The organism is Anaeromyxobacter oryzae, from assembly GCF_023169945.1.
In the GTDB taxonomy this organism is placed as follows: domain Bacteria; phylum Myxococcota; class Myxococcia; order Myxococcales; family Anaeromyxobacteraceae; genus Anaeromyxobacter; species Anaeromyxobacter oryzae.
The window spans coordinates 3,615,779-3,639,987 of the sequence record NZ_AP025591.1 but is presented as its reverse complement, the minus strand read 5'-3'; the positions used below and the strand labels follow the sequence as shown (position 1 = coordinate 3,639,987).

Here is a 24,209-nt window from a genome sequence, read left to right as displayed (position 1 = left end):
GAGAATCCCGCGTCACTCCAGCGTTTCTTGCGTCGGCGCTGCCCGCCGAGGGGCCCACCTGTGGCACCGGATTCACGCCTCCGGCCACCCCGGCGCACGCTCGCGCCTCGCGAGACGCGGCCCTCGGCAGGCAGGTGTGTGACCTCGCCCCGCGCGCCAGGTTGACGTGATGATCCCGACGGCCGCGCTCCTCGTCGGCGCCCTCGCCCTGGCCCCTCCCGCCCCCGGCGCCCCCGACCCCGCGCCCGATCCCGTCATCTACACGCTCCACCCGGCGGTCGACGGGACGGTCCTCGCCCTCTCCGCGCTGACGATCGCCGTCCCCTCCCTCTTCGCGAGCGAGCTCATCCACGAGCGCTGCCCCTGCGATCCGTCGAGCGTGAACGCCTTCGACCGGCACGCGATCGGGAACCACTCGCACGCCGCGGACGTGACGAGCGATCTCACGGTCGCGCTCGCCATGGCGGGGCCGCCGGTGGTCGAGCTCGTCGCCGTCCACGGGTCGCGCGCGATCGCGACCGACCTCGTCGTCTTCGGCGAGGTCCTCCTCGTGAACGGCGCGCTCGTCGAGATCGCGAAGTACACCGTCCAGCGGCCGCTCCCGCTCACCTACGCGGGCGACCCCGCCCTCGTGTCCTCTCCGGGAGGCTACCGCTCCTTCTACTCCGGCCACACCTCCACCGCGTTCGCGGCGCTGTCCGCCGGCGCGTTCACGCTGGGTCAGCGGCGCGGCGAGCGCGGCTGGCCGTGGCTCGTCGTCGCCGGCGTCGGCGCGAGCGTCGGGGTCGAGCGCGTCCTCGGCGGCCGCCACTTCCCGACGGACGTGATGGTCGGCGCCGTGATGGGGACGCTCGTCGGCGTCGGCGTCCCCTGGCTGCACCTCGCGGCGCGGCCGGTCGCGCTCGTGCCGTCGCGGCGGGGCCTCGGCGTCGCGGTCGCGTTCTGAGGCGTCCTCGGCCGCGCGCCGCCGACGCGCTGCGGGCGGCCCTCGCTCGCTAGCCACGTCCTCGGCGGGAGCAGGCGCCATGGCCTTTTGCACGACCGGCCTCGCGTCCCGCGTGCGAGACGCACGGCACGGCCGCGGTGGGTCTCGGGCGATCCGCCGCGCCGTGGGGCCGACCTCGCGTGGCACCTCAGGTGCAGAGCTCCGGACGAGAGCGCGGAGCGGCGCGTGTCCCGTGTCGAGCGCCCGCCCACGCCGCGCCCCTTCCGAATGCCGCGAGGCCCAGATGCTCGATGCCCTCTTCGTCCTCCTCTCCGTCGCCTTCTTCGCGGGCGCGCTCGCCTACGTGGCGGGCTGCGACCGTCTGTGAACCAGCCGGAGCGACCATGACCTTCGAGTACGCCCTCGGCATCGCGCTCTCCATCCTCCTCACCCTCTACCTCGGGTACGCGCTCGTCCGCCCGGAGCGCTTCTAGGGGATCGCCATGACCGAGAACGGCTGGCTCCAGATCATCCTCTTCTTCGCCGTCGTCCTCGCGCTGACGAAGCCGCTCGGGCTCTACATGTTCCGGGTCTTCGAGGGTGAGCGGCAGCCGCTGCCGCGGATCTTCGGCCCCATCGAGCGTCTCCTGTACCGGCTCTGCGGCGTCGATCCAAAGCGGGAGCAGGGCTGGAAGGGCTACACCGCGTCGATGCTGGTGTTCAGCCTGCTCGGCGTGCTCGTCACGTACGGCCTCCAGCGGCTCCAGCACGTGCTGCCGCTCAACCCGCAGACGCTCGGGCCCGTCGCGCCGGATCTCGCCTTCAACACCGCCGTCAGCTTCACGACCAACACGAACTGGCAGAACTACGGCGGCGAGTCCACGATGAGCTACCTCACGCAGATGGCGGGGCTCGCGTGGCACAACTTCACGTCCGCCGCCGTCGGCATCGGGATCGCGCTGGCGCTCGCGCGCGGCCTCACGCGCCGCCCCGGCCCGACCGGCCCCAGGACGCTGGGCAGCTTCTGGGTCGACCTCATCCGCGCCATCGTCTACGTGCTCCTGCCGATCTCGCTGATCGGCGCGCTCTTGCTCGTCGCGACCGGCGTCCCGCAGACGCTCTCGGCCTACCGCGAGGTCACGACGCTCGAGGGGCTGAAGCAGGTGATCGCGCTCGGTCCGGTCGCCTCGCAGGAGGTGATCAAGGAGCTGGGCACGAACGGCGGCGGCTTCTTCAACGCGAACAGCGCGCATCCGTTCGAGAACCCGACGCCGCTCGCGAATTTCGTCGAGCTCCTGCTCATCTTCTCGATCTCCGCCGGCATCACCTACACCTACGGGATGATGGCCCGCGACACGCGCCAGGGCTGGGCGATCTTCGCCGCCATGGCGGTCCTGTTCTTCGCCGGCGTCGGCGTCGCCTACAAGTACGAGGCCGGCCCGAACCCCGCCCTCGCGGGCCTCGCCGTGGATCACGCCCACGGCAACATGGAGGGAAAGGAGGTCCGCTTCGGCGTCGCGAACAGCGCGCTGTTCGCGACCGTCACCACCGACACCTCCTGCGGCGCCGTCAACTCGATGCACGACAGCTTCACCCCGCTCGGCGGCCTCGTGCCGCTCGTGAACATCCAGCTCGGCGAGGTGATCTTCGGCGGCGTTGGGGCGGGCCTCTACGCGATGCTGGTGATGGTCGTGCTCACCGTCTTCATCGCGGGGCTCATGGTGGGCCGCACGCCCGAGTACCTCGGCAAGAAGATCGAGGCGAAGGAGATGAAGCTCGCGATGCTCTACGTGCTCGTCTTCCCGCTCGTCATCCTCGTGCTCGGCGCCTGGGCGTCCGTCACGCCGTACGGCAAGGCGGCGCTCGCCAACGGCGGCCCGCACGGCCTCTCCGAGATCCTGTACGCGTTCTCGAGCCAGGCCGGGAACAACGGCTCCGCGTTCGCCGGTCTCTCCGGGAACACGAGGTTCTACGACGTGGCCGGCGGCATGGACATGCTCATCGGCCGCTTCCTCATGATCATCCCGGCGCTCGCCATCGCGGGCTCCATGATCGGGAAGAAGACCGTCGCGGCGGGCCCCGGCACGTTCCCCACGAACGGCCCGACCTTCACCGTGCTGCTCATCTCCGTCGTCCTCATCGTCGGCGCGCTCACCTTCTTCCCGGCGCTGTCGCTCGGCCCCATCGTCGAGCACTTCGCCGCGCTCCACGGGAAGCTCTTCTAGCCATGGCCACGCACGCGAAGCAGCCCTCGCTCTTCGATCCCTCGATCCTGCGCCCCGCGCTGCGGGACAGCCTGCGGAAGCTCGACCCGCGCCACGTGGTGAAGAACCCGGTCATGTTCGTCGTCGAGGTGGGGAGCGTCCTCACGACGCTCCTCTGGCTCCGCGACCGGATCTTCCATCCCGCCGCCCGCGCCCCGGGCTGGTTCACCCTCTCGGTCTCGCTGTGGCTCTGGTTCACGGTGGTCTTCGCGAACTTCGCCGAGGCGATCGCGGAGGGCCGCGGCAAGGCCCAGGCCGACACGCTCCGCCGGATGCGCAAGGAGACGCACGCGCGGCGGCTCGTGAACGGACGCGAGGAGCTCGTGGAGGCCTCGAAGCTCCGCAAGGGCGATCGCGTCGTCGTCGAGGCCGGGCAGATGATCCCCGGCGACGGCGAGATCGAGGAGGGCGTCGCCTCGGTCGACGAGTCGGCGATCACCGGCGAGTCGGCGCCGGTCATCCGCGAGTCGGGCGGGGATCGCTCGGCGGTCACGGGCGGCACGAAGGTGCTGTCCGATCGGATCGTCGTGCGCATCACCGCCGATCCGGGCGAGTCCTTCCTCGACCGCATGATCGCGCTCGTCGAGGGCGCGGCGCGCCAGAAGACGCCGAACGAGATCGCGCTCCACATCCTCCTCGTCGGCCTGACCATCATCTTCCTGTTCGCGTGCGTGACGCTCGTGCCGCTCGCGGTCTACTCGGGGATCGACCTCAGCGCGACCGCGGTCGTGGCCCTCCTCGTCTGCCTCATCCCCACGACCATCGGCGGGCTCCTCTCCGCGATCGGCATCGCCGGGATGGATCGGCTCCTCCGCAAGAACGTGCTCGCGATGAGCGGCCGCGCCGTGGAGGCGGCAGGCGACGTGGACACGCTGCTGCTCGACAAGACCGGCACGATCACGCTCGGCAACCGCATGGCCACCGAGTTCCTCCCCGCGCCGGACGTGCGCGCCGAGGACCTCGCCGACGCGGCGCAGCTCGCGAGCCTCGCCGACGAGACGCCGGAGGGGCGATCCATCGTGGTGCTCGCGAAGGAGAAGTACGGGCTGCGCGGCCGGACCGTCGACCACGGCGAGCACGTGTTCATCCCGTTCAGCGCCCAGACGCGCATGAGCGGCTGCGACATCGGCGAGCGTGCCGTGCGCAAGGGCGCGGTGGACGCCATCGTGAAGCACGTGCAGGCGCTCGGCGGCCGGGTTCCGGAGGAGCTGCACCAGGTCTCGCACCGGATCGGCGATACCGGCGGGACCCCGCTCGCGGTGTGCGACGGCCCGCGCGTCCTCGGCGTCGTCCACCTGAAGGACGTCGTGAAGGGCGGGATCCAGGAGCGCTTCGCCCGGTTCCGGGCGATGGGCATCCGCACGGTGATGATCACGGGCGACAACCCGCGCACCGCCGCGGCGATCGCGCGCGAGGCGGGCGTGGACGACTTCCTCGCCGAGGCGACCCCCGAGACGAAGATGCGCCTCATCAAGGAGGAGCAGGCGAAGGGGAAGCTCGTCGCCATGACCGGCGACGGCACGAACGACGCCCCCGCGCTCGCCCAGGCCGACGTCGGCGTGGCCATGAACACCGGCACGCAGGCGGCGAAGGAGGCCGGCAACATGGTCGACCTCGACTCGAACCCGACGAAGCTCCTCGAGGTGGTCGAGGTCGGCAAGCAGCTCCTCATGACCCGCGGCACGCTCACGACGTTCTCCATCGCGAACGACGTGGCGAAGTACTTCGCGATCCTCCCGGCGCTGTTCGTGGTCGTCTACCCGGAGATGGCGCCGCTCAACGTGATGCACCTCGCCTCGCCCTTCAGCGCGATCCTCTCCGCGGTCATCTTCAACGCCATCATCATCATCCTGCTCATCCCGCTCTCGCTCCGGGGCGTCCGCTACCGCCCGCTCGGCGCGGCGGCGGTGCTGCGCCGGTCGCTCCTCGTCTACGGGGTGGGCGGCGTGATCGCGCCGTTCGCGGGGATCAAGCTGATCGACCTCGGCCTCGCCGCGGTCGGGCTCGTATAGGAGGCACCATGGAGCGCAGCAGCGTCATCCGAGACGTGAGCGTCGCGACCCGCGGGACGCCGCCCCCGCCGGCCGAGCTCGCCCCGGCGGGCTGGATCGCCGGGGCGATCGGCCCGGCCGTGCGGGCGACCGTGGTGACCCTGGTCCTCACCGGGCTCGCCTACCCGCTCGTCGTGACCGCGTTCGCGCGGGTGCTCTTCCCGTGGCGCGCCGGCGGCAGCCTGGTGAGCGACGACTCCGGCCGGGTGGTCGGCTCCGAGCTCATCGCGCAGGGCTTCGCGGGCGCGGCCTACTTCCAGCCGCGGCCCTCCGCCGCCGGTGACAAGGGCTGGGACGCGGCCGCGTCGTCCGGCTCGAACCTCGGGCCCACCTCGCGCAAGCTGCGGGAGCGAGCCGTCGCGGACCAGGCCCGGCTCGCGCGGGAGAACCCCGAGGCGCCGGGCCCGGTGCCGGTCGAGCTCGTGACGGCGTCCGGGAGCGGCCTCGATCCGCACCTCTCCCCCGCCGCCGCGCTCTGGCAGGCCCCGCGCGTGGCGCGGGCGCGCGGCGTGTCGCTCGAGCGCGTCCGCGCCCTCCTGCACGAGATGGAGGAGGGCCGCGACTTCGGAATCCTCGGCGAGCCGCGGGTGAACGTGCTCATGCTGAACCTGGCCCTGGACCGGCGCTTCGGCGCGCCCGGGGGGAGATCGCCCTAGCGTGCCCGGCACGACCACCGCCCGGCGCCCGAGCGCCCAGGACTTCCTCGAGCTGGTCGAGCGCGGCCGGCGCGGGCGGCTCAAGCTCTACATCGGGTTCGCCGCGGGCGTGGGGAAGACCTGGCGCATGCTGGAGGAGGCGCATGCGCTCCGCGCGCGCGGCATCGACGTCGTGGGCGCCTTCATCGAGACGCACGGCCGGGCGGACACGGCGGCGCTCGTGCGCGACCTCGAGGTGATCCCTCGCCGCAAGGTGGAGTACCGCGGCGTGGTCGTGGAGGAGATGGACCTCGACGCGGTGCTGGCGCGGCGGCCGTACGTCGCCATCGTCGACGAGATCCCGCACACGAACGTCCCGGGCTCGAAGAACCGCAAGCGCTACCAGGACGTGCTCGACCTGCTCGCCGCCGGGATCAACGTCATCGGCGCCCTCAACATCCAGCACCTCGACTCGCTCAACGACCTCATCCTGCGGAACACGGGCGTCCGCGTCCGCGAGACCGTTCCGGACGCGTTCCTCGAGGAGGCGGACCAGGTGGTGAACCTCGACCTCGCCGTCGAGGACCTCGTGGAGCGGCTCCGGTCCGGCAAGATCTACCCCGCCGAGAAGATCCCCTGGGCCCTCGAGCACTTCTTCCGCGGTCCGAACCTCTCCACGCTCCGCGAGCTCAGCCTGCGGGAGGTCGCCGAGAGCCTGGACCGATCGGCGACCGCGGCGGCCCGCCTGGGCGAGGCGGCCACGTCGACGCGGGGTCGCGTCATGGTCGCCCTCTCGTCCAATCCGCCCCGCGCGCTCGCGCTCCTCCGGCGCGGGTCGCGCATGGCCGGGCGCCTCAACACCGACTGGTACGTGGTCTACGTCGAGACGCCCGAGGAGACCCCGGAGCGCATCGACGCCGAGGCGCAGCGCCACCTCCTCGCGAACATCGAGAAGGCCCGCGAGCTCGGGGCGCAGGTGGTCCGCCTCAAGAGCACGGATCCCGCCGCCGCGCTCCTCGACTTCGCGCGGTCGCACCGGGTGAGCGACCTCATCGTCGGGAGGACCGAGCTGCCCCCCTGGTGGCGCCGGCTGCTCCGCCGGTCCGTGCTCCAGCGGCTCGTCGACGAGGGGAGCGGGCTCGACCTCCACATCGTGTCGTTCGAGGACGAGGAGGGAAGGCCGTGACGCTCCGGTCGAAGCTGCTCGCCGCGCAGGCGCCGCTCGCGGCGGTGCTGGTGGTGATCGGGTTCGCGACGCTGAAGACGCTCACCGCCCTCGGCTCCGGGCCGGCGCTCATCCTGAAGGACAACTACCGGAGCGTCCTCGCCATGGAGCGGATCCTGGCCGCGCTGGACATGGTCCAGGACGTGGTCCTGGCGCGCGCGGCCGGTCGCCCCGCCGACGCGCGCGTGGAGGAGGAGAGCCTCGGGCGCGTCGAGGCGGAGCTCGCCGTCCAGGAGCACAACGTCACCGAGCCCGGCGAGGACGCCGCGACGGGGCTCCTGCGCCGGCGCTGGACCGCGTACCGCGCCGCGCTCGAGCCCTCCGGGCAGCCCGGCCCGGGCGCGCCGCTCGCCCGCTGGTTCGAGACGCTCGCCCCGCTGGCGGTGGGCGTCCGCGACGCCGCAGGCGAGATCCTGGCGCTGAACCAGGACGCGATGGCGCGGAAGAGCGACGGGGCGCGCCGGGCCGCGGAGCGGAACGTCACGGCGGTCGTCGGCGCGACGCTCGGCGCGCTCGCGCTCGGGCTCGTGTCCTCGCTCGCGCTCACCGCGCGCCTCCTCCGACCGCTCGGGAACCTCTCCCAGACGGTCCGCCGGCTCGGGGAGGGCGACCTCGAGGCGCGCGCGCGGGTGGAGGGCAAGGATGAGATCGCCGCGCTCGCGCTGGAGTTCAACGCGATGGCGGACCGGCTCGCCGAGTACCGGAGGAGCTCGCTCGGCGAGCTGCTCCAGGCGCAGCAGGCGTCGCAGGCGGCCATCGACAGCCTCCCGGACCCGGTGCTGGTGCTGGATCCGGCGGGCGCGATCCTGAACCTGAACGCGGCGGCCGAGTCCACGCTGCGCCTCTCCGGCGAGGGCGGGGCGCGGACGATCGGCGCGCTCGAGCCGGACCTCCGCGCGGTGGTGGATCGCGTGCGCCACCACGTGCTGGCGGGCCGCGGCCCGTACGTGCCGCGCGGGTTCGAGGAGGCGGTCCGGGTGGAGTCGCCGGACGGCGACCGCCACCTCCTTCCCCGCGCGACCCCGCTGTACTCGGAGGAGGGCGGCGTCGCCGGCGTGACCATCGTCCTGCAGGACGTCACGCGGCTGATGCGCTTCGACGAGCTCAAGAACGACCTCGTCGCAACGGTCGCGCACGAGTTCCGGACGCCGCTCACCTCGCTCCGGATGGCGATCCACCTCACCGCCGAGGAGGCGGTCGGGCCGCTCACGCCGAAGCAGGTCGAGCTGATGCAGGCGGCGCGGGAGGACTGCGAGCGGCTGCAGGGGATCGTGGACGACCTCCTCGACCTCTCCCGGATCCAGTCGGGCCGGATGGCGCTCCAGGTCGACCGCGTCGACGCCGGCGCGCTCCTCGCCGGCGCCGCCACGGCGCTCCGCGGCGCCGCCGAGGCCGCCGGGCTCGAGCTGGCCGTCTCGGCGCCGGAGCCGCCCGTCGAGGTCCGGGCTGATCCCGAGCGCGCCGGCATCGTGCTCTCGAACCTGCTCGCGAACGCCGTCCGCCACACGCCCCGCGGCGGCAGGGTCGAGCTGAGCGCACGGCTCGCCGGCGAGGGCGCGGTCCGCTTCGAGGTGCGGGACACGGGCGAGGGGATCGCCCGGGAGCACCTCGAGCGCGTGTTCGACAAGTTCTACCGCGTCCCCGGGTCGCGCTCGGGCGGGGTCGGGCTCGGGCTCTACATCTCGCGGGAGATCGTGCACGCGCACGGCGGCGAGATGGGCGCGGAGAGCGTGCCCGGGCGTGGCAGCACGTTCTGGTTCACGCTCGGCCTCGCGTCGGAGCACGCCGGCGGCGGCGTGAAGGCCACCGCCTGACCCAGGAAGGGCGCGCCGGAGGAGAGCCGCCCCAGCCGCCCGGGCGGCGACGTCACCGCCCCCACCGCCGCCGCTTGCGCCATAGGGTGGAGAGGTCGAGGTCCAGGACCCGGGCCGCGTCTTCGAGAGTCGCCGCGCGGGCGAGCACGCGCAGGACGTGCTCGCGCTCGATCTCCTCCGCGGTGAAGTCGCCGCCCAGCACCGGCGTGGTCGGCTGGGCGGCGATCCGCTCGGGGAAGTTCTCCGGCTCGAGCACCTGGCCCGGGCTCAGGATGAGCGCCCGCTCGATGGCGTTGCGCAGCTCGCGGACGTTACCCGGCCACGAGTACGCGGCGAGCACCTTCCCGGCGGCCGCGGACAGCTCGGGCGGCGGCCGCCGCGCCTGGCGGGCGAAGAAGGCGATGAACCGGCGCGCGAGGGGCAGGACGTCCTCGGGGCGATCGCGCAGCGCCGGTACCGTCACCTCGACCACGTTCAGGCGGAAGAGGAGGTCCTCGCGAAAGCGCCCCGCCCTCACCTCCGCCTCGAGATCGCGGTTCGTCGCGGCGACGATCCGCACGTCGGCGGTGCGGGTGCGGTTCTCGCCGACGCGCTCGAACCGCTTCTCCTGGAGGAAGCGGAGCAGCTTGGCCTGGAGGGTCGGCGAGATCTCCCCGATCTCGTCGAGGAACACCGTCCCGCCCTCCGCCGCCTCCACCCGGCCTTCCTGATCCTTCACCGCGCCGGTGAACGCGCCGCGCGCGTGCCCGAACAGCTCGCTCGCGAGGAGCTCCTCGGACAGCGTCGGGCAGTTCACGACGACGAACGGCCGCTCCCGGCGCGGGCTCCGGCCGTGGAGGAGGCGCGCCAGCACCCCCTTCCCCGTACCGTTCTCCCCGCGGAGCAGCACGGCGACGTCGTGCGCGGCGGCGCGCTCGATCACCTCGAGCGCGGCGTGCATCCGGGGCGAGCCGGTGGCGAGCGAGACCTCCGGCTCCGCCTCGCCCAGCCGCGTCTCCAGATCCAGCAGGCGGCGCTCGAGCGCACGGCGCTCGCGAGTGCGCTCGACGAGGTGCCCGATCTGCGCAGGCGTGAACGGCTTCGGCAGGTAGTCCCGGGCGCCCCGCCGCATCGCCTCGACCGCCGTGTCCACCGTCGCGTAGGCGGTGATGACGACGAAGTCCAGGCCCGGACGCTCTCCGAGCATCCGCGGGAGGAGGTCGAGGCCGCTCTCCTGGCCGAGGCGCAGATCGCAGAAGGCGAGGTCGAACGCCTCGAGGCGGAGCGCCTCCAGCGCCGCCGCGCCGTTCGCGGCCTGCGCCACGTGACATCCGAGCCCCTCGAGGCACAGCGCCAGCGTGGTCCGGATGTTGCGCTCGTCGTCGATCACGAGGACGCGGAGCGGCACCGGCGCGACCTCCGGCGTCGCCTCGCCGGCAGCGACCGCAGGACGCATCGGCGGCCTCAGCGCTCCGCGCGGTGCGCGCGCCGGAGGAGCCCGACGGCGTAACGGACGAGCTCGCGCCCCGAGAGGACCACCATCGCCGCCGCGAGCCCCAGCTCCCGGGAATCCCACGCATGCCGCCACGCGTAGCCGAACAGCGGAACGAGCCCGACCACGAACAGGGTGACCGTGAGGGCGTCGAGCGGGAGCCGCGCCTGGCGCACGACGCGCGGGGCGACCTCCTCGTGTCCGACCACCTCGACGCTGTGGACCATCTCGCGCATGGCAACCCTCGGTCCATGCTCTACCGGTGCGGCCGTCAAGACGGTGTCAGGGTCCGGTCCCCCGCCATCAAGCTGGCGTCCAGCCCCTCCGGCCCGGACGGACGGGGCGGGAGGCGGGCCTCAGGCGGCCTCCCCGAGCACCCGGACGGGGAGGACCATCGCGTTGAGCCCGTCGAACTGGAGCCGGCGCTGGAGCTGGTAGGCCGTCTCGTTGTGGAGCACCCGCTGGAACCAGCGCTCCCGCTCGAAGACGAGCTTCCCGGCGAAGAACACCGCGCGCGGGAACTCGCGTGCGATCTCCCCGCAGAGCCGCTGCGCGACGTCGACCGCCTCGGTGCCGACGTCCATGCGGTAGTCGGCGGCGAGCCTCAGGCGGTGGGCCAGCTCGACGTACTGCTCGAGCCCGGTCTGGGTCCGGAGGCGGACGCGGTCCACCTCCTCGATGCCCTTCATCGCCGCGGAGTCGATCACGCCCACCGACACGAAGACGAAGTTCCGGAAGTGGCCGGGGAAGGTGCGCTGCACGGTGAGCAGCTGGTGGACGCCGAGCCCGCCGTAGCCGCCCACGAGCAGCACCGCGGTGGGGGCCTTCGGATCGACCACCGGCCGGGGCCCGCCGGGGTGAGCCGGGAGCGCGTCCATCACGGCGTCGAGCCGCTTCAGGTTCGCCTGCACGTTCCGGTAGTGCCGGCGGATGACGAAGCAGAGCCCGATCACCACCCCGGTCACGACGAGGGTCACCCAGCCGCCCTGCCCGCCCTTCTCGTAGACGGTCCCGGCCAGGATCGCGACGCAGAGCGCGAACGCGATCCCGTGGGTGCCGAGCCCGCGCCGCCGGCCCGCGGACCGCTCCCGCCACCAGTAGCGCAGCATCGCGAGCTGCGAGAGCGAGAAGGTCACGAAGACGTTGATCGAGTACATCGTCACGAGGTGCGTGATGTCGCCGCGCGTGTAGAAGAGCGTCGCGAGCGACGCGCCGCCCATGAGCACGACGCCGTTCTGCATCGTGAGCCGGTCCGAGAGCTGGCTGAACCGGTGCGGCAGCCAGGAGTCGGTCGCCATGTTGGCCATCACGCGGGGCCCGTCGATGAACCCGGCCTGCGCCGCGACGACGAGGAGGGCGCCCTCGGCGAGGAGCGTCACGACGACGAAGGCGTGGCCGACGGGGACGCCGCCCACCGTGAAGCCGTTCGCGAACCGCTCGGCGAGGACGGCGTTCATTGTCTTGCCCTCCTCGGGCGCGGCCCGGAACAGGAGGTAGCAGACGAGGATGCCCGCCGCGGTGAGCGCGAGCGACAGCGCCATGTACGTCATCGTCCGGCGCGCCGTCTGGACCTTCGGCTCGCGCATGATCTGGATGCCGTTCGAGACGGCCTCGATGCCGGTGTACGTGCCCGCGCCCATCGAGTACGCGCGCACGAACACCGCGAAGAGCCCGGCGGCCCCGAGCTCCGCCAGCCCCGCCCGGAAGCCGTGGGAGACCTCGCCCGCGACGCGCGGCACCTCGCCGGCGTGGGCGCCGATCCCGCCGATGATCAGGATCGCGTGGGTGACGAGGAAGAGGCCGAAGATCGGGGCGAGGAACGTCACCGACTCCTTCACGCCGCGGAGGTTCAGCAGGAGCAGGAGGCCGATGGCCGCCGCCTCGAGGGTGAGCTTCCACGGGGCGAGCGCGGGCGGCAGGAAGCTGAAGATCGCGTCGCCGCAGCTCGCGATGGACACCGAGATGGTGAGGACGTAGTCGACGAGCAGCGCGGACCCCGACACCACGCCGGCGCGGGAGCCGAGCAGCTCCGTCGCGACGACGTAGCCGCCGCCGCCGAACGGGAACCGCTTGATGATCTGCGAGTAGGCGACCGAGATGACGAGGACCGTGATCCCGGTGGCGAGGGCGAGGGCGACGGCGAGGTAGCCGTGATGCCCGAGCGCCCGGAACGCCTCGTCGGGACCGTAGGCCGAGGAGGAGAGGCCGTCGGCGCCGAGCCCCACCCACGCGAGGAGCGCGACGAGCGAGATCGCGTGGTGGGTCTGCGGATCCTGCACGTTCCGTGGCGCGCCGAGCAGCAGGTGGCGCAGCCGCCCGCCGCGACCCGGCGCTGGCGTCGCGGTCGGGGCGGGGGTCGGTGAGGGGGTCGGGGTCGGGTTCGCGTTCGGGGCAGCCGGGGGCACGCCCGGAGCTTCGCGTGTGCCACCTCAGCCGGGCGTCAAGAAGGGCGGGCGGCGCATCAAGACGGCATCAAGACGAGGGCCCACGCGGGACGCACCCCGCGCGCACCGCGGATCGACGCGTTCCGCTTGACCGAGCGCGGGCCCGGTGCGTGAGTTGACCCATGGACGAGCCCGGGACCCGCAGGCGCGATCCCGCCACGCCGCCGGACGCGCCGGCGAGCGGGCCACCTCGCGACGGGGCACCGGGCGCGAGAGCTCCCGGACGGCTGAGGATCTACCTCGGCTACGCACCCGGGGTGGGCACCACCACGCGCCTCCTCGAGACCGCGCGCGCCCTCGCGATGGAGCGCGCCGACGTCGTCGTGGGCGCCGTCGAGACGCACGGGCGCTACGACCTCGCCGGCCTGCTGCTCGGGCTCGACGTGCTGCCCGGACCGCCGCGCCCACCGGGCCAGGCGCGGCAGCTCGAGGAGCTCGACCTCGACGCCGCCCTCGCGCGCCGCCCCGCCGTGCTGCTCGTCGACGATCTCGCCCACTCCAACGCGCCCTCGGCGCGGCACGAGCAGCGATGGCAGGACGTGCGCGAGCTGCTCGACGCCGGCGTCGAGGTCCACGCGACGCTCGGCGTCTACCAGCTCGAGAGCCTGAGGGACGTGGTGCGCGCCATCACGGGCGTGGCGGTGCGCGACGCGGTGCCCGACTCCTTCTTCGAGGCGGCGGACGAGGTCGAGCTGGTGGACGTCTCCCCCGACACCCTCCTCGGGCGGCTGCGCGAGGGGAGGATCGCGGCCTCGGAGCTCGATCCGCACACGCCCGAGCGGTTCTTCCGGCGCGCGAGCCTGGTCGCGCTCCGGGAGCTTGCGCTGCGCAGGGTGGCGGAGCACGTGGACGCGGAGGTCGTGGCGGGGCGGCGCGAGGAGGGCGCCGCGGTGGCCTGGCCGACCGCCGAGCGCGTCCTCGTGTGCGTGGGACCCGCGCCGGAGTCGGAGCGCATCGTCCGGGCGGCGCGCCGCATCGCCGCCGGGCTGCGCGCGCCGTGGTCCGCCGCCTGGGTGGACGTCTCGGGCCGGACGCCGCTCCAGGAGGCCGACCGCGCCCGGGTCGAGGAGCACCTCCAGCTCGCGCGGTCGCTCGGCGCCGAGGTGGTGCGCCTCTCCGGCGCGAGCGTGGCGGAGGAGATCCTCGCCTGGGCGCGCGCCCGGAACGTCACCCGGATCGTGCTCGGGAAGCCGCGGCACCCCCGCTGGCGCGACCTCCTGCGCGGGTCGCTCGTGGACGAGGTGATCCGCGGGAGCGCCGACATCGAGGTGAACGTCGTGTCGGGCGAGAGCACCCCGCGCCCAGCCGCCGTGCGGGAGCCGGGGCGAGCCGCGGGCGGCCTCGAGTACCTCCGGGCGGCCGTCACCGTCGGACTCGCGGCGGCCATCGCCAGCGCGGCGCGCGCGGTCCTCTCGGTCCCGGACGTCGAGATGCTCTTCCTGCTCGCCGTGACCGTCGTCGCGGTGACGTCCGGCCGCGGACCGTCGCTCCTCGCGTCGGCGCTTTCGGTCGTGGCGTACGACTTCTTCTTCGTCCCGCCCGCGCTCACCCTCGGCGTGGCCGACGCCCGGTACCTGCTCACCTTCGCGATGATGTTCGGCGTGGGAGCGGTCATCTCGACGCTGACGCTCCGGCTCCGCGAGCAGGAGCGGGCGGCCGTCGAGCGCGAGCGGCGGACCTCGGCGCTGTACGCCGTCAGCCGGCAGCTCGGCTCGGCCATCGACGCGGCCGGGGTCGGCGAGGTCTGCGCCCGCGCCGCCGCGGAGGTCCTGGGCGGCCCCGCCGTGCTCCTCGAGCGGCGGCGCGACGGGGCGCTCGTCCCGCTCGCCGCCGCGCCGGCGGACGCGTCGCTCACGCCGGCCGAGGCGGCCGTCGCGCGCTGGACGATGGAGCACGGCGGGATCGCCGGCCGCGGCACCGGGACGTGGCGCCGGGAGGCGGTGGTCTGCGCGCCGATACGGATCTCCGCGGAGGTGCTCGGCGTGCTCGCGGTGCGGGCGGGCGGCACCGAGGGCCTCCGCGCGGATCAGCGGGAGTTCCTGGAGGCGCTCTGCCGTCAGGGCGCCTTCGCGCTCGAGCGGGTCCGGCTCGCCGACGACGTCCGGCAGGCGGCGCTGCGCGCCAGGACCGAGGAGCTGCGGAGCGGGCTCCTCTCCGCGGTGTCGCACGACCTCCGGACGCCGCTCGCCGCGATCACCGGGGCCGCCACGACGCTCCGGGACGACCCGAACCTGGACGGGGCGACCCGCCGCGAGCTGCTCGACACGGTCTGCGAGGAGGCGGAGCGGCTCGAGCGGCTGGTGTCGAACCTGCTCCACATGACGCGGCTCGAGTCCGGCGCGGTCAGCCCGAGGCGGGAGTGGGTCCCGCTCGTCGAGGTCCTCGGGGTGGCGCTCTCGCGCCTCGAGCGGCGCCTCGCCGGTCGCCCGGTCCGGGTCGCGGTTCCGGACGACCTCCCGCTCCTCTCCGTCGACCCCGTGCTGCTCGAGCTGCTGCTGGTGAACCTGCTCGAGAACGCCGCGAAGTACACGCCGGCGGGCTCGGAGATCGACGTGGGCGCCGCGCGCGAGGGCGGGGCGGTGGTCGTGGAGGTCGCCGACCGCGGCCCCGGCATCCCGCGGGGCGAGGAGGAGCGCGTGTTCGAGCGGTTCCGGCGGGGGTCGCACCCCGGCATTGCGGGGGTCGGGCTGGGGCTGCCCATCGCGCGCGCCATCGCCCAGGCCCACGGCGGGCGGCTCGTGGCGTCGGGCCGCGCCGGAGGCGGCGCGGTGTTCCGGCTGACGCTGCCGCTCGGCGCGGAGCCGCCCGGCGGCGCGCCGGGCGAGGAGGCGCCCACGTGACGGACCCCGGCCCGCTGGTGCTGCTCGTCGAGGACGAGCCGGCGGTGCGCCGGTTCCTGCGCGCCGCCGTGACGGCCCACGGCTACCGCCTGCTCGAGGCGGGGACCGTGCGCGAGGCCCGGCAGCTCGCGACGAGCCACGTGCCCGACCTCTATCTGCTCGATCTCGGGCTCCCGGACGGCGACGGGATCGAGCTCACCCGCGCGCTGCGCGAGTGGACGCGCGCGCCCATCATCGTGCTCTCCGCGCGCGGGCGCGAGGAGGACAAGGTGGACGCGCTGGACGCCGGCGCGGACGACTACGTGACGAAGCCGTTCGGCGCGAACGAGCTGCTCGCCCGCATGCGGGTCGCGCTGCGGCACGCGCAGGCGAGCCCGAAGGAGCCGACGCTGATCGAGGCCGGGCCGCTCCGGGTGGATCTCGAGCGGCGGGCCGTGACCGTGAGCGGGAGCGAGGTCCACCTCACGCCCATCGAGTACAAGCTCCTCGTCCTGCTGGCGCGGAACGCGGGCAAGGTGCTCACCCACCGGCAGATCCTCTCGCAGGTCTGGGGGCCGAACGTCACCCAGAGCCACTACGTGCGCGTGCACATGGCCGAGCTGCGGAAGAAGATCGAGCCGGATCCGGCCCGGCCGACGCTGATCCTGACGGAGCTCGGCGTCGGGTACCGGCTCCGCGAGGCCGGCGACGGCGCATGAGCGGTGGGCCCCCCGCCGGCGCGCCCGCTAGGATGGACGCATGACCTCCCCCACCCGTGCCGACGCCTGGGCGCTCCTCTGCGAGCACACGAAGACGCAGCCGCTCCGGCGGCATGCGCTCGCCGTCGAGGCCTCGATGCGGGCGCTGGCGCGCCGCGCGGGCGTGACCGGCGGCGAGCTCGAGACGTGGGGGATCATCGGCCTGGTGCACGACTTCGACTACGAGCGGTTCCCGACGGAGGCGGAGCACCCCGCCCAGGGCATGGCGATCCTCCGCGCCCGGGGCTGGCCGGAGGCCATCGTGAAGGCGGTCGCCGGCCACGCGTTCCACACCGGGGTGCCGCGCGAGACGCCGATGGAGAAGGCGATCCTCGCCGCGGACGAGCTGACCGGGTTCGTGGGCGCCTGCGCGCTCGTGCGGCCGTCCCGGAGCGTGGCGGACCTCCCGCCCGAGTCGGTCGTGAAGAAGATGAAGGACAAGGCGTTCGCGCGGTCCGTCGACCGGGAGTACATCCGCCGCGGCGCCGAGGAGGTCGGCATGGCGCTCCCGGACCTCGTCGCGCTCGTCATCGCGTCGCAGCGCCCGATCGCGGGCGTGCTCGGGATCGGCGGCGCCCCCGCCCCGGACCTCCCCGACCTGCCGGTGCCGCCGCCGCCCCCCGCGACCTAGGAACAGCCTCATGCCCATTCTCGTCGCCGTCCGCGATCTCGTCTTCCGGTCGAAGATCCACGCCACCGCCGAGCGGCTCGGCGTCGCGATCCAGCTCGCGCCGCGCGGCGCGCCGCTCGCCGACGCGGCCCGCGCCCTCGGGCCCGGCACGGTGATCGTCGACCTCGGCGAGCCCGGCATCCTCGACCAGATCCGGGCCGCGAAGGCCGCCGCGGGGGCGGGCCTCCACGTCGTCGGCTTCCTCGGCCACCTGGAGACGGACCTCGCCCGGGCGGCGACCGAGGCCGGCGTGGACCAGGTGCTCTCGCGCGGGCAGTTCGTGCAGCGGCTGGACGCCCTCCTCCAGGGCTGAACGCCGGGCCGGCGCCCTGCGCGTCCCGATCCGGTGCGGCGGCGCCCGCGCGCTCCCGCTACGCCCGGAGCATGTCGCCGCTCCAGAGGCTCGCCGCCCGCATCGGCCCGCGCCGGTTCCTCGCGCTGCTCCGGCTGTACCCTCCGTATCTCGGAGCGGGCGTGCGGGTCCGCGAGGTCGCCCCCGACATCTCGCGCGTCACCGTCGAGATGCGGCTCGCCGCGTGGAACCGGAACTTCGTGGGGACGCACTTCGGCGGGTCGCTCTACTCCATGTGCGACCCCTTCTTCATGCTCATGCTGATGACGCAGCTCGGCCGGGAGTACGTCGTGTGGGACAAGGCCGCGGCGATCGAGTTCCTCCGCCCCGGGCGCGGCACGGTCTCGGCGGTCTTCGAGCTCCCCTCCGCGCGGGTGGACGAGATCCGGCGCGCCGCGGATGCGGGCGAGAAGGTGCTCCCCGCGTTCGAGGTGACCGTCGTCGACGACGAGGGCCGGGCGGTGGCGCGCGTCGCCAAGACCCTGTACGTGCGGCGCGCGGAGGCGAAGCGCGCGGCCTGACCCCGGCGGTCACGCGCTCCGCGCCGGAGCTACCCGCGCGCTCCGTTCCCGGGCGCGCCGCCGCACGCGCGCGTAGACGTCGAGGTAGCGCACCACCATCCGCCGCGCGTCGAAGCGGCGCTCGGCGGCGCGGCGGCAGTCCGCCGCCCGGAGCCGGCCCGCACCGCGGATCGCCTCCGCGAGCGCCTCGACGCCGTCCGCGAGGAGCCCGGTCCGCCCGTCCTCGACGATCTCCGGGAGCGCGCCCGCCGGCCGGGCCACGACCGGCGTGCCGGAGGCGAGCGCCTCCATCGCGACGAGGCTCGACGTCTCCGGCGCGAGGCTCGCCGCGACGAGGCAGCGGGCGGCCGCGAGGAGCCGCGCCTTCTGGTCGGGGCCGACGGCCCCCACGAACCGCCGCTCGCGATCGAGCCGCGGCCGGACCTCCTCCTCGAAGTAGCGCTGGTGCGCCTCGTAGGGGAACACCGCGCCGGCGAGCACGAGCGGGAGGCCGGCGCGCCGCGCGGCGTCGAGCGCGAGGTGGATCCCCTTCTCGGGACAGATGCGCGCGAGCACGAGGACGAAGCCTTCCCGCGCCGGCGCGGGGCGGAACAGGTCGAGGTCGACGCCGTTCGGCACGACCGCCGTCAGAGGCGCGCCCGGCGGCATCGCGGCCGCCTGCGTCTCGGACACGCACACGAGGGCGACGTCCCCGCGGCGGAGCGCGCGGGCGGGGTACCACTGCGGCGGCAGGTGGAGCGTGGCGACGGTCACCGGGCGATCGTCGGGGAGCGTCTCGCCGAAGTCGAGCCCGTGCGCGTGCACCACGTCGTAGCGATCGGCGGCGACGGCGCGGGCGATCGCCGCGCGGTGCGCGAGCCGCTGCCGCTCGCGCGCCGGGCCGTCGATCCGCTCCGGCACCGGCGCGGACGGCACGACCCGCGCGGCGGCGCGGGACCCGGCGGGCGCGACGACGGTCGAGCCATGGCCGCGCCGGACGAGGCCGCGGTCCACGAGCCCGAGCACCTGCTCGGCGCCGCCCGGCGCGCCGGGGCCGGCGGGCGCGAGCGCGTACGACACGTGCAGCACGTTCACAGCTCCGCCTCCGCGACGCCGAGGCGCCCGAGCGCGTCCTGCGCGCGCGCCGCGAACCGGTCCCACGAAGCCCAGCCCATCGCCTCGTAGAGCAGCGGTCGCGGGTGAGGGGGCGCGCCGAGGGACACCGCGGCCGCGGCGCGCCACCGCTCGTCGCCGACGGGGAACGCGGCGAGCACCGCGCGCTGGCTCGCGTGGCAGGCGATCATCCGCGCCTTCGCGGCGCGCGCGGCCGGGTCGAGCGGGCGGATCGCGCCGGCCTCGCCGCCCGGGAGGAACGCGCCGCTCTCGAGGGCGCCGTCGCGCAGGTGGTACGACGTCATCTCGAGGACGCGCGGCGCCGGCCCGCCCCCGCGCGCGACGACGGCCCGGGCGGCGCGCGCCGCGAGCGCGGCGGCGTCGTGATCCGGGTGTCCGCCCTCGAGCGGGTGCACGACGAGTACCTGGGGCGCGAGCGCGCGCAGGATCGCCGCCAGCTCGCGGGCGAGCGGCGCGAGCGAGCGGTCCGCCTCCTGGTCGATCGCCCCGAGCGCGATCCGGTCGGCGGCCCGGAGGCCGGCGACCGCGAGGGCGGCCCGCGCCTCGTCGGCCCGGAGCCGCGCGTACGCCTCACGATCCGTGACCCCCTCGGGCCAGAGCCGCGGGTCGCGCGGCGCTCCGTCGGTCACGTGCACGACCGCGGCGCGACCCGCGGAGAGCAGCCACCCGGCGGCGCCCACCACCTCGTCGTCGGGATGGGCCGCGATCACCGCGATCGTCGTCGACACACGGGCAACTTACCTTTCCCGCCGCGCTCCGGCCCGGCCGCGGCCCCGGGCCGACGACGGGCGAGCGAGGCCTCGCCGGCCGGCGGCGCGGCCCGCGAGCGGCGCGCGCCCGCCGGGCGGTGCCCTCGCGGAGTGCTTGCGCGAGCGACGATGATGCGGGATGGGTTCCGGGTGACCGACGGCTCCGAGGGTCCCGGCGCCGGCAACGCCGGATCGGGGGACCGCGATCTCTTCCGCATCCTCGTCGAGGGCGTGAAGGAATACGCGATCTTCATGCTCGACCCGACCGGCGTCGTGGTGAGCTGGAACGCCGGCGCGGAGCGGATCAAGGGCTACCGCGCCGAGGAGATCATCGGGCGGCACTTCTCGGTGTTCTATCCGCGGGAGGACGCGGCCTCGGGGAAGCCCGACCTCGAGCTCCGCGAGGCCGCCGCGCACGGCAGCTACGAGGAGGAGGGCTGGCGCGTCCGGAAGGACGGCTCCCGTTTCCTCGCGAGCGTCGTCCTGACGGCGCTGCGCGACGCCTCCGGCGAGCTCACCGGGTTCGCGAAGGTCACCCGTGACCTGACCGAGAAGCGGCGTGGAGAGGAGGCCCGCCGCGGCCTCGTGCGGGCGCGCGAGGCCGTCCGCACGCGCGACGACTTCCTCGCGATCGCGTCGCACGAGCTCCGGACCCCGCTCACCTCGCTGCAGCTCCTCGTCCAGAGCCTCGCCCGGGGGCTGCAGCCGGGCCAGCCCGTCACGCCCACCGTCGTGCAGCGCCTCGGAAACCTCGAGAAGCTCGTGGCACGGCTCGCCGGCCTCGTGAACGGTCTCCTGGACGTCACCGCGATGGCGTCGGGCCAGCTCGCGCTCGAGCGCTCGTCCTTCGACCTCGCCGCCCTCGTGGCGGAGCTCGTCGACAGGCTCGCGCCGGAGGTGGAGCGGCAGGGCGGGACGGTGGTCCTGCAGGCCGCCTCGGCGGTGCCCGGCCGCTGGGACCGCCGCCGCCTCGCGGACGCCATCGGCGCGGTCCTCTCCAACGCCGCGAAGTACGCGGGCGCCGATCGCATCGTCGTCGACGTCTCCGTGCACGACGAGCTCGCGGTCGTCTCCATCGACGACCAGGGGCCGGGGATCTCCGCGGAGGACCAGGCCCGGGTCTTCGAGCGGTTCGAGCGCGCGGTGCCGGTCGTGCACTACGGCGGCTTCGGGCTGGGCCTCTGGAGCGCCCGGCAGATCGTCACCGCGCACGGGGGCGAGATCGGGATCCGCAGCGCCCCCGGCCAGGGCTCCTGTTTCCAGCTGCGCCTCCCGCGCGACGGATGACGGCGCGCCCAACGATGCGCGGGACGGCGGGCGCGGACTCGGCTACGATCGCAACCACCGCACCCGTGACGCCGCGAGAACGCCCCTCCATGACCCAGAAGGTCGAATCCGCCGTGCCCCGCTCCCGGGCGCTCGAGACCGCCATCCTCGTCCTCGCCGCGCTCGGGTTCGCGATCGCCGTGTACCTCGTGCTCGCGCACGCGGGGATCGGCGGCCACCTCTGCCAGGCGCTCGAGAGCGAGCGGGTGAGCTGCGACAAGGTCGCCGCCAGCGAATGGTCGATCCTCGCCGGCGTCCCGCTCGCCGCGTGGGGCGCGCTCGCGTACGCCGCCGCGTTCGGGCTCGCGTACGCCGCCCGCCAGAGCGACGCGGCGGCGGGCCTCGGCCTGCTCGTCGTGCTCGCCGGCGCGATGAGCGCCTTCGCGGTGTTCCTGGCGTACGTGTCCGAGGTCGTGATCGGGGCGCTGTGCCCGTTCTGCGCCCTGTCCTGGATGGTCTCCTTCGCGATCCTCGGCTGCTCCCTCGCGCTCGCGCGGCGCGCGGGTGGCGTGGGCGCCGCGATCCGCTCGGACCTCCAGGCGGCGCGGCGCCGCCCGGTCGCGTGGCTCCCGTTCCCGCTCGCCCTCGCGATCGTGGCCGCGGGGCTCCTCGTCGCCTACCGGAGCAGGACCGTCGCGGCGGTGACGGGCCCCCTGACCGTCCTGGAGTTCAGCGACTACGAGTGCCCCTACTGCGCGCGCGTGCACGCCACCGACAAGCAGCTCGTCCAGCAGAACCCGCAGCTCCGGCTCGAGCGTCGCCACTTCCCGCTCGACGAGGCGTGCAACCCGAAGATCAAGCGGCCCTTCCACGTCGGCTCGTGCGAGCTCGCGCGCGCCGCGCTCTGCGCGGACGCACAGGGCAAGTTCGCCGCGATGGACGACGCGCTGTTCGGCAACCAGCAGGCGAAGCTCCCGGTCGAGTCGCTCGCGAGCCAGGTCGGGCTCGACCTGCCGCGGTTCAAGGCGTGCCTCGACTCCCCGGACACGGCGACGCGGCTCCGCGAGGACATCGACCAGGGCATCGCGCTCGGCGTCCGCGCCACGCCGAGCTACGCCGTGAACGGCAAGCTCTACGAGGGGGACCTCGCGAAGCTGCTCGCGGACGCGGCGAAGGCGAAGGGGCCCTAGGGGGTTCACTCTCCGCGCACGTGCTCGGCGACGAACGCGAGGATCGCCGCGGCGGCGCGTGTATCGACGCCGTCCTGCGTGTCGCCGGCCGCCTCGAGCGCGCGCACGCCGACGACGAGCGAGTGGTCGCCGCCCTCCACGACGTGGAGCGCCGATGGCGCCGCCATCCGGCGGCGGACGTCCTCGAGGCGGTCGAGCGGACAGAGCCGGTCCCGCGCGCCCTGGACGAACAGGATCGGCGTCCGCAGCGCGAGCAGGACCTCGTCCCGGACCTGGCCGCGCTGGCCGACGAGCGGGTACCCGAGGCAGACCAGGGCGGCCACGCGCTCCTCGAGCGCGACGTGGCATCCCACGCGGCCGCCCATCGACTTGCCCGCGAGGACGGCGGAGCGCGGCGACGGCCCGCGCGCCGCCGCGAGCGCCGCGCGGTGGGCGGCGACGAGGACCGGGAGCCGGTCAGGGCTCCGCCGGCCTGCCTTCACGTACGGATAATCGAGCCGGACGACCTCGCCGGCCGCCCCGAGGCGCTCCGCCCAGCGCGACATCCAGGGCGAGGAGGAGGGCGCGCCCGCGCCGGGCGCGAACAGGACGAGCGGGCGGGTCACGGCGGCGCGAGGGGCTCCTGGGCCTCGCGCGGGTCGGTGCCGCGGAGCACGGCCGCGCCGTGGCGGCCGGCGCGCGCGCACGCGTCCGGGAGCGGGAGGCCGGCCGCGAGGTAGTAGACGAGGGCGCCCGCGAAGCTGTCGCCCGCGCCGTACGCGGCGCCGCCCGCGCGGCCGGGGTCGGGCGGCGCCGGGAACCGGACCGTCCCCCCGGCGGTCTCGATGCGGCCGCCCTGCGACCCCTCGGTGAGCACGACCGCGCCCGGCGCCACGGGGTAATCGGCGAGCGCGCTCGCCTCGCGCGGATCGACGGCGCTCCCCACCACCACGTCGGCGCGGACGCCGGAGCGGATCAGCGCCGGCCGGCGGCGCGCGGTGAGGACGAGGAGGCGCGCGGCGCGGGCGGCGCGGAGCGCGTCCGGATCCTGCGCGGTGAAGTAGGCGGCGTCGCAGGCGCCGAGCAGGTCCCAGGGCAGCGGGTCCGCGGCGCGGGGGTGGAGGGGCTCGCCGACGACCACGATGGTCCGCTCGCCGTCGGGCGTGACCATCACGACGTCCCGCGTGTGCCGCTCCGCGCGCCGCGCGGCGTGGATCCGCGCGCCGCTCGCCGCGAGCGCGGCCTCGACGTCCCGCGCCGCCTCGTCGTCGCCGAGCGCGGTGAACAGGTGGACCTCCGCCGGTCCGCGCGCGAGCTGCCAGAACGCGACGCCGCCGCCGCCGCCCGGGAACCAGCGCGGCGCCTCGAGGTGGGCGATCTCCCCGGGCCGCGGCACCGCCGGGACCCGGCCGAGCGTGATGTGCTCGACGTGCCCGATGACGGCGATCCGGAGCGGTGGGGCGCTACCGGGCGACATTCCGCCGGGGCGGCTCCGGCCGCTGCGAGAGCACGTGCTCCGCGAGGCGCGCGTCCGCGCCGGCCATGTGGCCCGCGAGCCCGGCCTTCAGCTCGACCGCGAACGCGAGCGCGAGATCCTGCTCCTCTCGCACGAGCGCGCCATCGATCTCCCGCATGGCCTGGAGGAGCGCCCGGTGCTCGGAGGCGTGGCCGTCGAGCCCGCCGTACCGGCTCACGTCCATCAGCATCTCCTCGCTGCCGAAGTGCACCTCGCTGTAGCGCTGCAGCTGCTCCGAGAGGCGCCGCGCCATCCATGGCCTCGCCCGCTCGATCGCGTCGATGAGGGCGGTGACGAGCGCGATCTGCAGGTGGTGCTCGTGATCCATCGCCTCGTGCCCGAGGTCCAGCTTCTGGTTCCAGGCGTGCGCCTCGATCATGGCCCAGCTCCCCTTCGACGGCAGCGCCCGGTGACCGGGCCGCTCGCCGCGACGAGGGAGTCGTTCCG

The 24,209-nt window shown here is 74.7% G+C and carries 23 protein-coding genes; 15 read left to right on the top strand and 8 right to left on the bottom strand.

Annotated elements, in window-relative coordinates:
- Positions 1–169: 169 nt before the first annotated feature.
- From AMOR_RS15850 to AMOR_RS15820, 8 genes are all read left to right on the top strand, one after another.
- Positions 170–946, top strand: a complete 777-nt coding sequence (locus tag AMOR_RS15850) for a phosphatase PAP2 family protein (protein ID WP_248352530.1) — start codon at positions 170–172, stop codon at positions 944–946.
- A 232-nt stretch (positions 947–1,178) separates the two neighbouring features.
- Positions 1,179–1,313, top strand: coding sequence for a hypothetical protein (locus tag AMOR_RS29660; protein ID WP_256468074.1), 135 nt, complete (start codon positions 1,179–1,181; stop codon positions 1,311–1,313).
- Positions 1,314–1,329: 16 nt separating this feature from the next.
- Complete coding sequence (gene kdpF, locus AMOR_RS15845) at positions 1,330–1,419, top strand: K(+)-transporting ATPase subunit F (protein WP_248352529.1); 90 nt, start codon at positions 1,330–1,332, stop codon at positions 1,417–1,419.
- Between the two features lie 9 nt (positions 1,420–1,428).
- Positions 1,429–3,150 (top strand): potassium-transporting ATPase subunit KdpA, encoded by a 1,722-nt coding sequence (kdpA, locus tag AMOR_RS15840; RefSeq protein WP_248352528.1) that lies wholly within the window; start codon positions 1,429–1,431, stop codon positions 3,148–3,150.
- A gap of 2 nt (positions 3,151–3,152) precedes the next feature.
- Positions 3,153–5,201 (top strand): potassium-transporting ATPase subunit KdpB, encoded by a 2,049-nt coding sequence (kdpB, locus tag AMOR_RS15835; protein ID WP_248352527.1) that lies wholly within the window; start codon positions 3,153–3,155, stop codon positions 5,199–5,201.
- 8 nt (positions 5,202–5,209) lie between these two features.
- Positions 5,210–5,896: a potassium-transporting ATPase subunit KdpC gene (gene kdpC / locus AMOR_RS15830; RefSeq protein WP_248352526.1), complete on the top strand. Its 687-nt coding sequence runs from the start codon at positions 5,210–5,212 to the stop codon at positions 5,894–5,896.
- Position 5,897: 1 nt separating this feature from the next.
- Positions 5,898–7,061, top strand: a complete 1,164-nt coding sequence (locus AMOR_RS15825) for a sensor protein KdpD (RefSeq protein ID WP_248352525.1) — start codon at positions 5,898–5,900, stop codon at positions 7,059–7,061.
- Complete coding sequence (locus AMOR_RS15820; protein ID WP_248352524.1) at positions 7,058–8,914, top strand: sensor histidine kinase; 1,857 nt, start codon at positions 7,058–7,060, stop codon at positions 8,912–8,914. The genes AMOR_RS15825 and AMOR_RS15820 overlap by 4 nt, the downstream gene beginning before the upstream one ends.
- A 52-nt stretch (positions 8,915–8,966) precedes the next feature.
- Here AMOR_RS15820 and AMOR_RS15815 read toward each other — a convergent pair whose 3' ends face one another.
- The 3 genes from AMOR_RS15815 to AMOR_RS15805 form a co-directional block, all read right to left on the bottom strand.
- Positions 8,967–10,349, bottom strand: coding sequence for a sigma-54-dependent transcriptional regulator (locus tag AMOR_RS15815; RefSeq protein ID WP_248352523.1), 1,383 nt, complete (start codon positions 10,347–10,349; stop codon positions 8,967–8,969).
- Positions 10,350–10,357: 8 nt separating this feature from the next.
- Entirely contained in the window at positions 10,358–10,621 is a 264-nt protein-coding gene (locus AMOR_RS15810; protein WP_248352522.1) for a hypothetical protein, read from the bottom strand.
- A gap of 120 nt (positions 10,622–10,741) precedes the next feature.
- A complete protein-coding gene (locus AMOR_RS15805) occupies positions 10,742–12,790 on the bottom strand; it encodes an APC family permease (RefSeq protein WP_248352521.1) in 2,049 nt (682 codons plus the stop codon).
- A 296-nt stretch (positions 12,791–13,086) separates the two neighbouring features.
- Between AMOR_RS15805 and AMOR_RS15800 the strand changes: the two genes are divergently transcribed.
- The 5 genes from AMOR_RS15800 (at position 13,087) to AMOR_RS15780 (ending at position 17,949) form a co-directional block, all read left to right on the top strand.
- A complete protein-coding gene (locus AMOR_RS15800; protein WP_248352520.1) occupies positions 13,087–15,669 on the top strand; it encodes a sensor histidine kinase in 2,583 nt (860 codons plus the stop codon).
- Complete coding sequence (locus AMOR_RS15795) at positions 15,666–16,367, top strand: response regulator (RefSeq protein ID WP_248352519.1); 702 nt, start codon at positions 15,666–15,668, stop codon at positions 16,365–16,367. The genes AMOR_RS15800 and AMOR_RS15795 overlap by 4 nt, the downstream gene beginning before the upstream one ends.
- A 40-nt stretch (positions 16,368–16,407) precedes the next feature.
- The gene (locus AMOR_RS15790) at positions 16,408–17,037 is read left to right on the top strand and encodes an HAD family hydrolase (protein WP_248352518.1); all 630 of its coding nucleotides are present in this window, start codon (positions 16,408–16,410) and stop codon (positions 17,035–17,037) included.
- Positions 17,038–17,047: 10 nt separating this feature from the next.
- Entirely contained in the window at positions 17,048–17,389 is a 342-nt protein-coding gene (locus tag AMOR_RS15785; protein WP_248352517.1) for a hypothetical protein, read from the top strand.
- 71 nt (positions 17,390–17,460) lie between these two features.
- Complete coding sequence (locus tag AMOR_RS15780) at positions 17,461–17,949, top strand: DUF4442 domain-containing protein (protein WP_248352516.1); 489 nt, start codon at positions 17,461–17,463, stop codon at positions 17,947–17,949.
- A gap of 9 nt (positions 17,950–17,958) precedes the next feature.
- Here AMOR_RS15780 and AMOR_RS15775 read toward each other — a convergent pair whose 3' ends face one another.
- Together AMOR_RS15775 and AMOR_RS15770 are read right to left on the bottom strand one after the other, a co-directional pair.
- Positions 17,959–19,023, bottom strand: coding sequence for a glycosyltransferase (locus AMOR_RS15775; RefSeq protein ID WP_248352515.1), 1,065 nt, complete (start codon positions 19,021–19,023; stop codon positions 17,959–17,961).
- Positions 19,020–19,790 (bottom strand): PIG-L deacetylase family protein, encoded by a 771-nt coding sequence (locus AMOR_RS15770; RefSeq protein ID WP_248352514.1) that lies wholly within the window; start codon positions 19,788–19,790, stop codon positions 19,020–19,022. Before AMOR_RS15770 ends, AMOR_RS15775 begins: the two co-directional genes overlap by 4 nt.
- Before the next feature lie 171 nt (positions 19,791–19,961).
- Between AMOR_RS15770 and AMOR_RS15765 the strand changes: the two genes are divergently transcribed.
- Both AMOR_RS15765 and AMOR_RS15760 read left to right on the top strand, forming a co-directional pair.
- Positions 19,962–21,098: a PAS domain-containing sensor histidine kinase gene (locus AMOR_RS15765; RefSeq protein WP_248352513.1), complete on the top strand. Its 1,137-nt coding sequence runs from the start codon at positions 19,962–19,964 to the stop codon at positions 21,096–21,098.
- An 89-nt stretch (positions 21,099–21,187) separates the two neighbouring features.
- The gene (locus AMOR_RS15760) at positions 21,188–22,267 is read left to right on the top strand and encodes a vitamin K epoxide reductase family protein (protein WP_248352512.1); all 1,080 of its coding nucleotides are present in this window, start codon (positions 21,188–21,190) and stop codon (positions 22,265–22,267) included.
- A 5-nt stretch (positions 22,268–22,272) separates the two neighbouring features.
- Here AMOR_RS15760 and AMOR_RS15755 read toward each other — a convergent pair whose 3' ends face one another.
- From AMOR_RS15755 to AMOR_RS15745, 3 genes are read right to left on the bottom strand one after another with little or no spacing between them, the layout of a single operon-like run.
- Positions 22,273–22,872, bottom strand: coding sequence for an alpha/beta fold hydrolase (locus tag AMOR_RS15755; RefSeq protein ID WP_248352511.1), 600 nt, complete (start codon positions 22,870–22,872; stop codon positions 22,273–22,275).
- On the bottom strand, positions 22,869–23,723 hold the full coding sequence (locus AMOR_RS15750; protein WP_248352510.1) for a PfkB family carbohydrate kinase: 855 nt from the start codon (positions 23,721–23,723) through the stop codon (positions 22,869–22,871). Before AMOR_RS15750 ends, AMOR_RS15755 begins: the two co-directional genes overlap by 4 nt.
- The gene (locus AMOR_RS15745) at positions 23,710–24,141 is read right to left on the bottom strand and encodes a bacteriohemerythrin (protein ID WP_248352509.1); all 432 of its coding nucleotides are present in this window, start codon (positions 24,139–24,141) and stop codon (positions 23,710–23,712) included. The genes AMOR_RS15750 and AMOR_RS15745 overlap by 14 nt, the downstream gene beginning before the upstream one ends.
- Between the last annotated feature and the right edge of the window lie 68 nt (positions 24,142–24,209).

What these genes read in the sequence shown, in the direction of transcription:
- AMOR_RS15750 (WP_248352510.1), bottom strand. Translation starts at nt 23,723, where the DNA reads ATGTCGCCCGGTAGCGCCCCACCGCTCCGGATCGCCGTCATCGGGCAC.
- AMOR_RS15745 (WP_248352509.1), bottom strand. Translation starts at nt 24,141, where the DNA reads ATGATCGAGGCGCACGCCTGGAACCAGAAGCTGGACCTCGGGCACGAG.
- kdpA (WP_248352528.1), top strand. Translation starts at nt 1,429, where the DNA reads ATGACCGAGAACGGCTGGCTCCAGATCATCCTCTTCTTCGCCGTCGTC.
- kdpF (WP_248352529.1), top strand. Translation starts at nt 1,330, where the DNA reads ATGACCTTCGAGTACGCCCTCGGCATCGCGCTCTCCATCCTCCTCACC.
- AMOR_RS15815 (WP_248352523.1), bottom strand. Translation starts at nt 10,349, where the DNA reads ATGCGTCCTGCGGTCGCTGCCGGCGAGGCGACGCCGGAGGTCGCGCCG.
- AMOR_RS15790 (WP_248352518.1), top strand. Translation starts at nt 16,408, where the DNA reads ATGACCTCCCCCACCCGTGCCGACGCCTGGGCGCTCCTCTGCGAGCAC.
- kdpC (WP_248352526.1), top strand. Translation starts at nt 5,210, where the DNA reads ATGGAGCGCAGCAGCGTCATCCGAGACGTGAGCGTCGCGACCCGCGGG.
- AMOR_RS15785 (WP_248352517.1), top strand. Translation starts at nt 17,048, where the DNA reads ATGCCCATTCTCGTCGCCGTCCGCGATCTCGTCTTCCGGTCGAAGATC.
- AMOR_RS15810 (WP_248352522.1), bottom strand. Translation starts at nt 10,621, where the DNA reads ATGCGCGAGATGGTCCACAGCGTCGAGGTGGTCGGACACGAGGAGGTC.
- AMOR_RS15760 (WP_248352512.1), top strand. Translation starts at nt 21,188, where the DNA reads ATGACCCAGAAGGTCGAATCCGCCGTGCCCCGCTCCCGGGCGCTCGAG.
- AMOR_RS15850 (WP_248352530.1), top strand. Translation starts at nt 170, where the DNA reads ATGATCCCGACGGCCGCGCTCCTCGTCGGCGCCCTCGCCCTGGCCCCT.
- AMOR_RS15780 (WP_248352516.1), top strand. Translation starts at nt 17,461, where the DNA reads ATGTCGCCGCTCCAGAGGCTCGCCGCCCGCATCGGCCCGCGCCGGTTC.
- kdpB (WP_248352527.1), top strand. Translation starts at nt 3,153, where the DNA reads ATGGCCACGCACGCGAAGCAGCCCTCGCTCTTCGATCCCTCGATCCTG.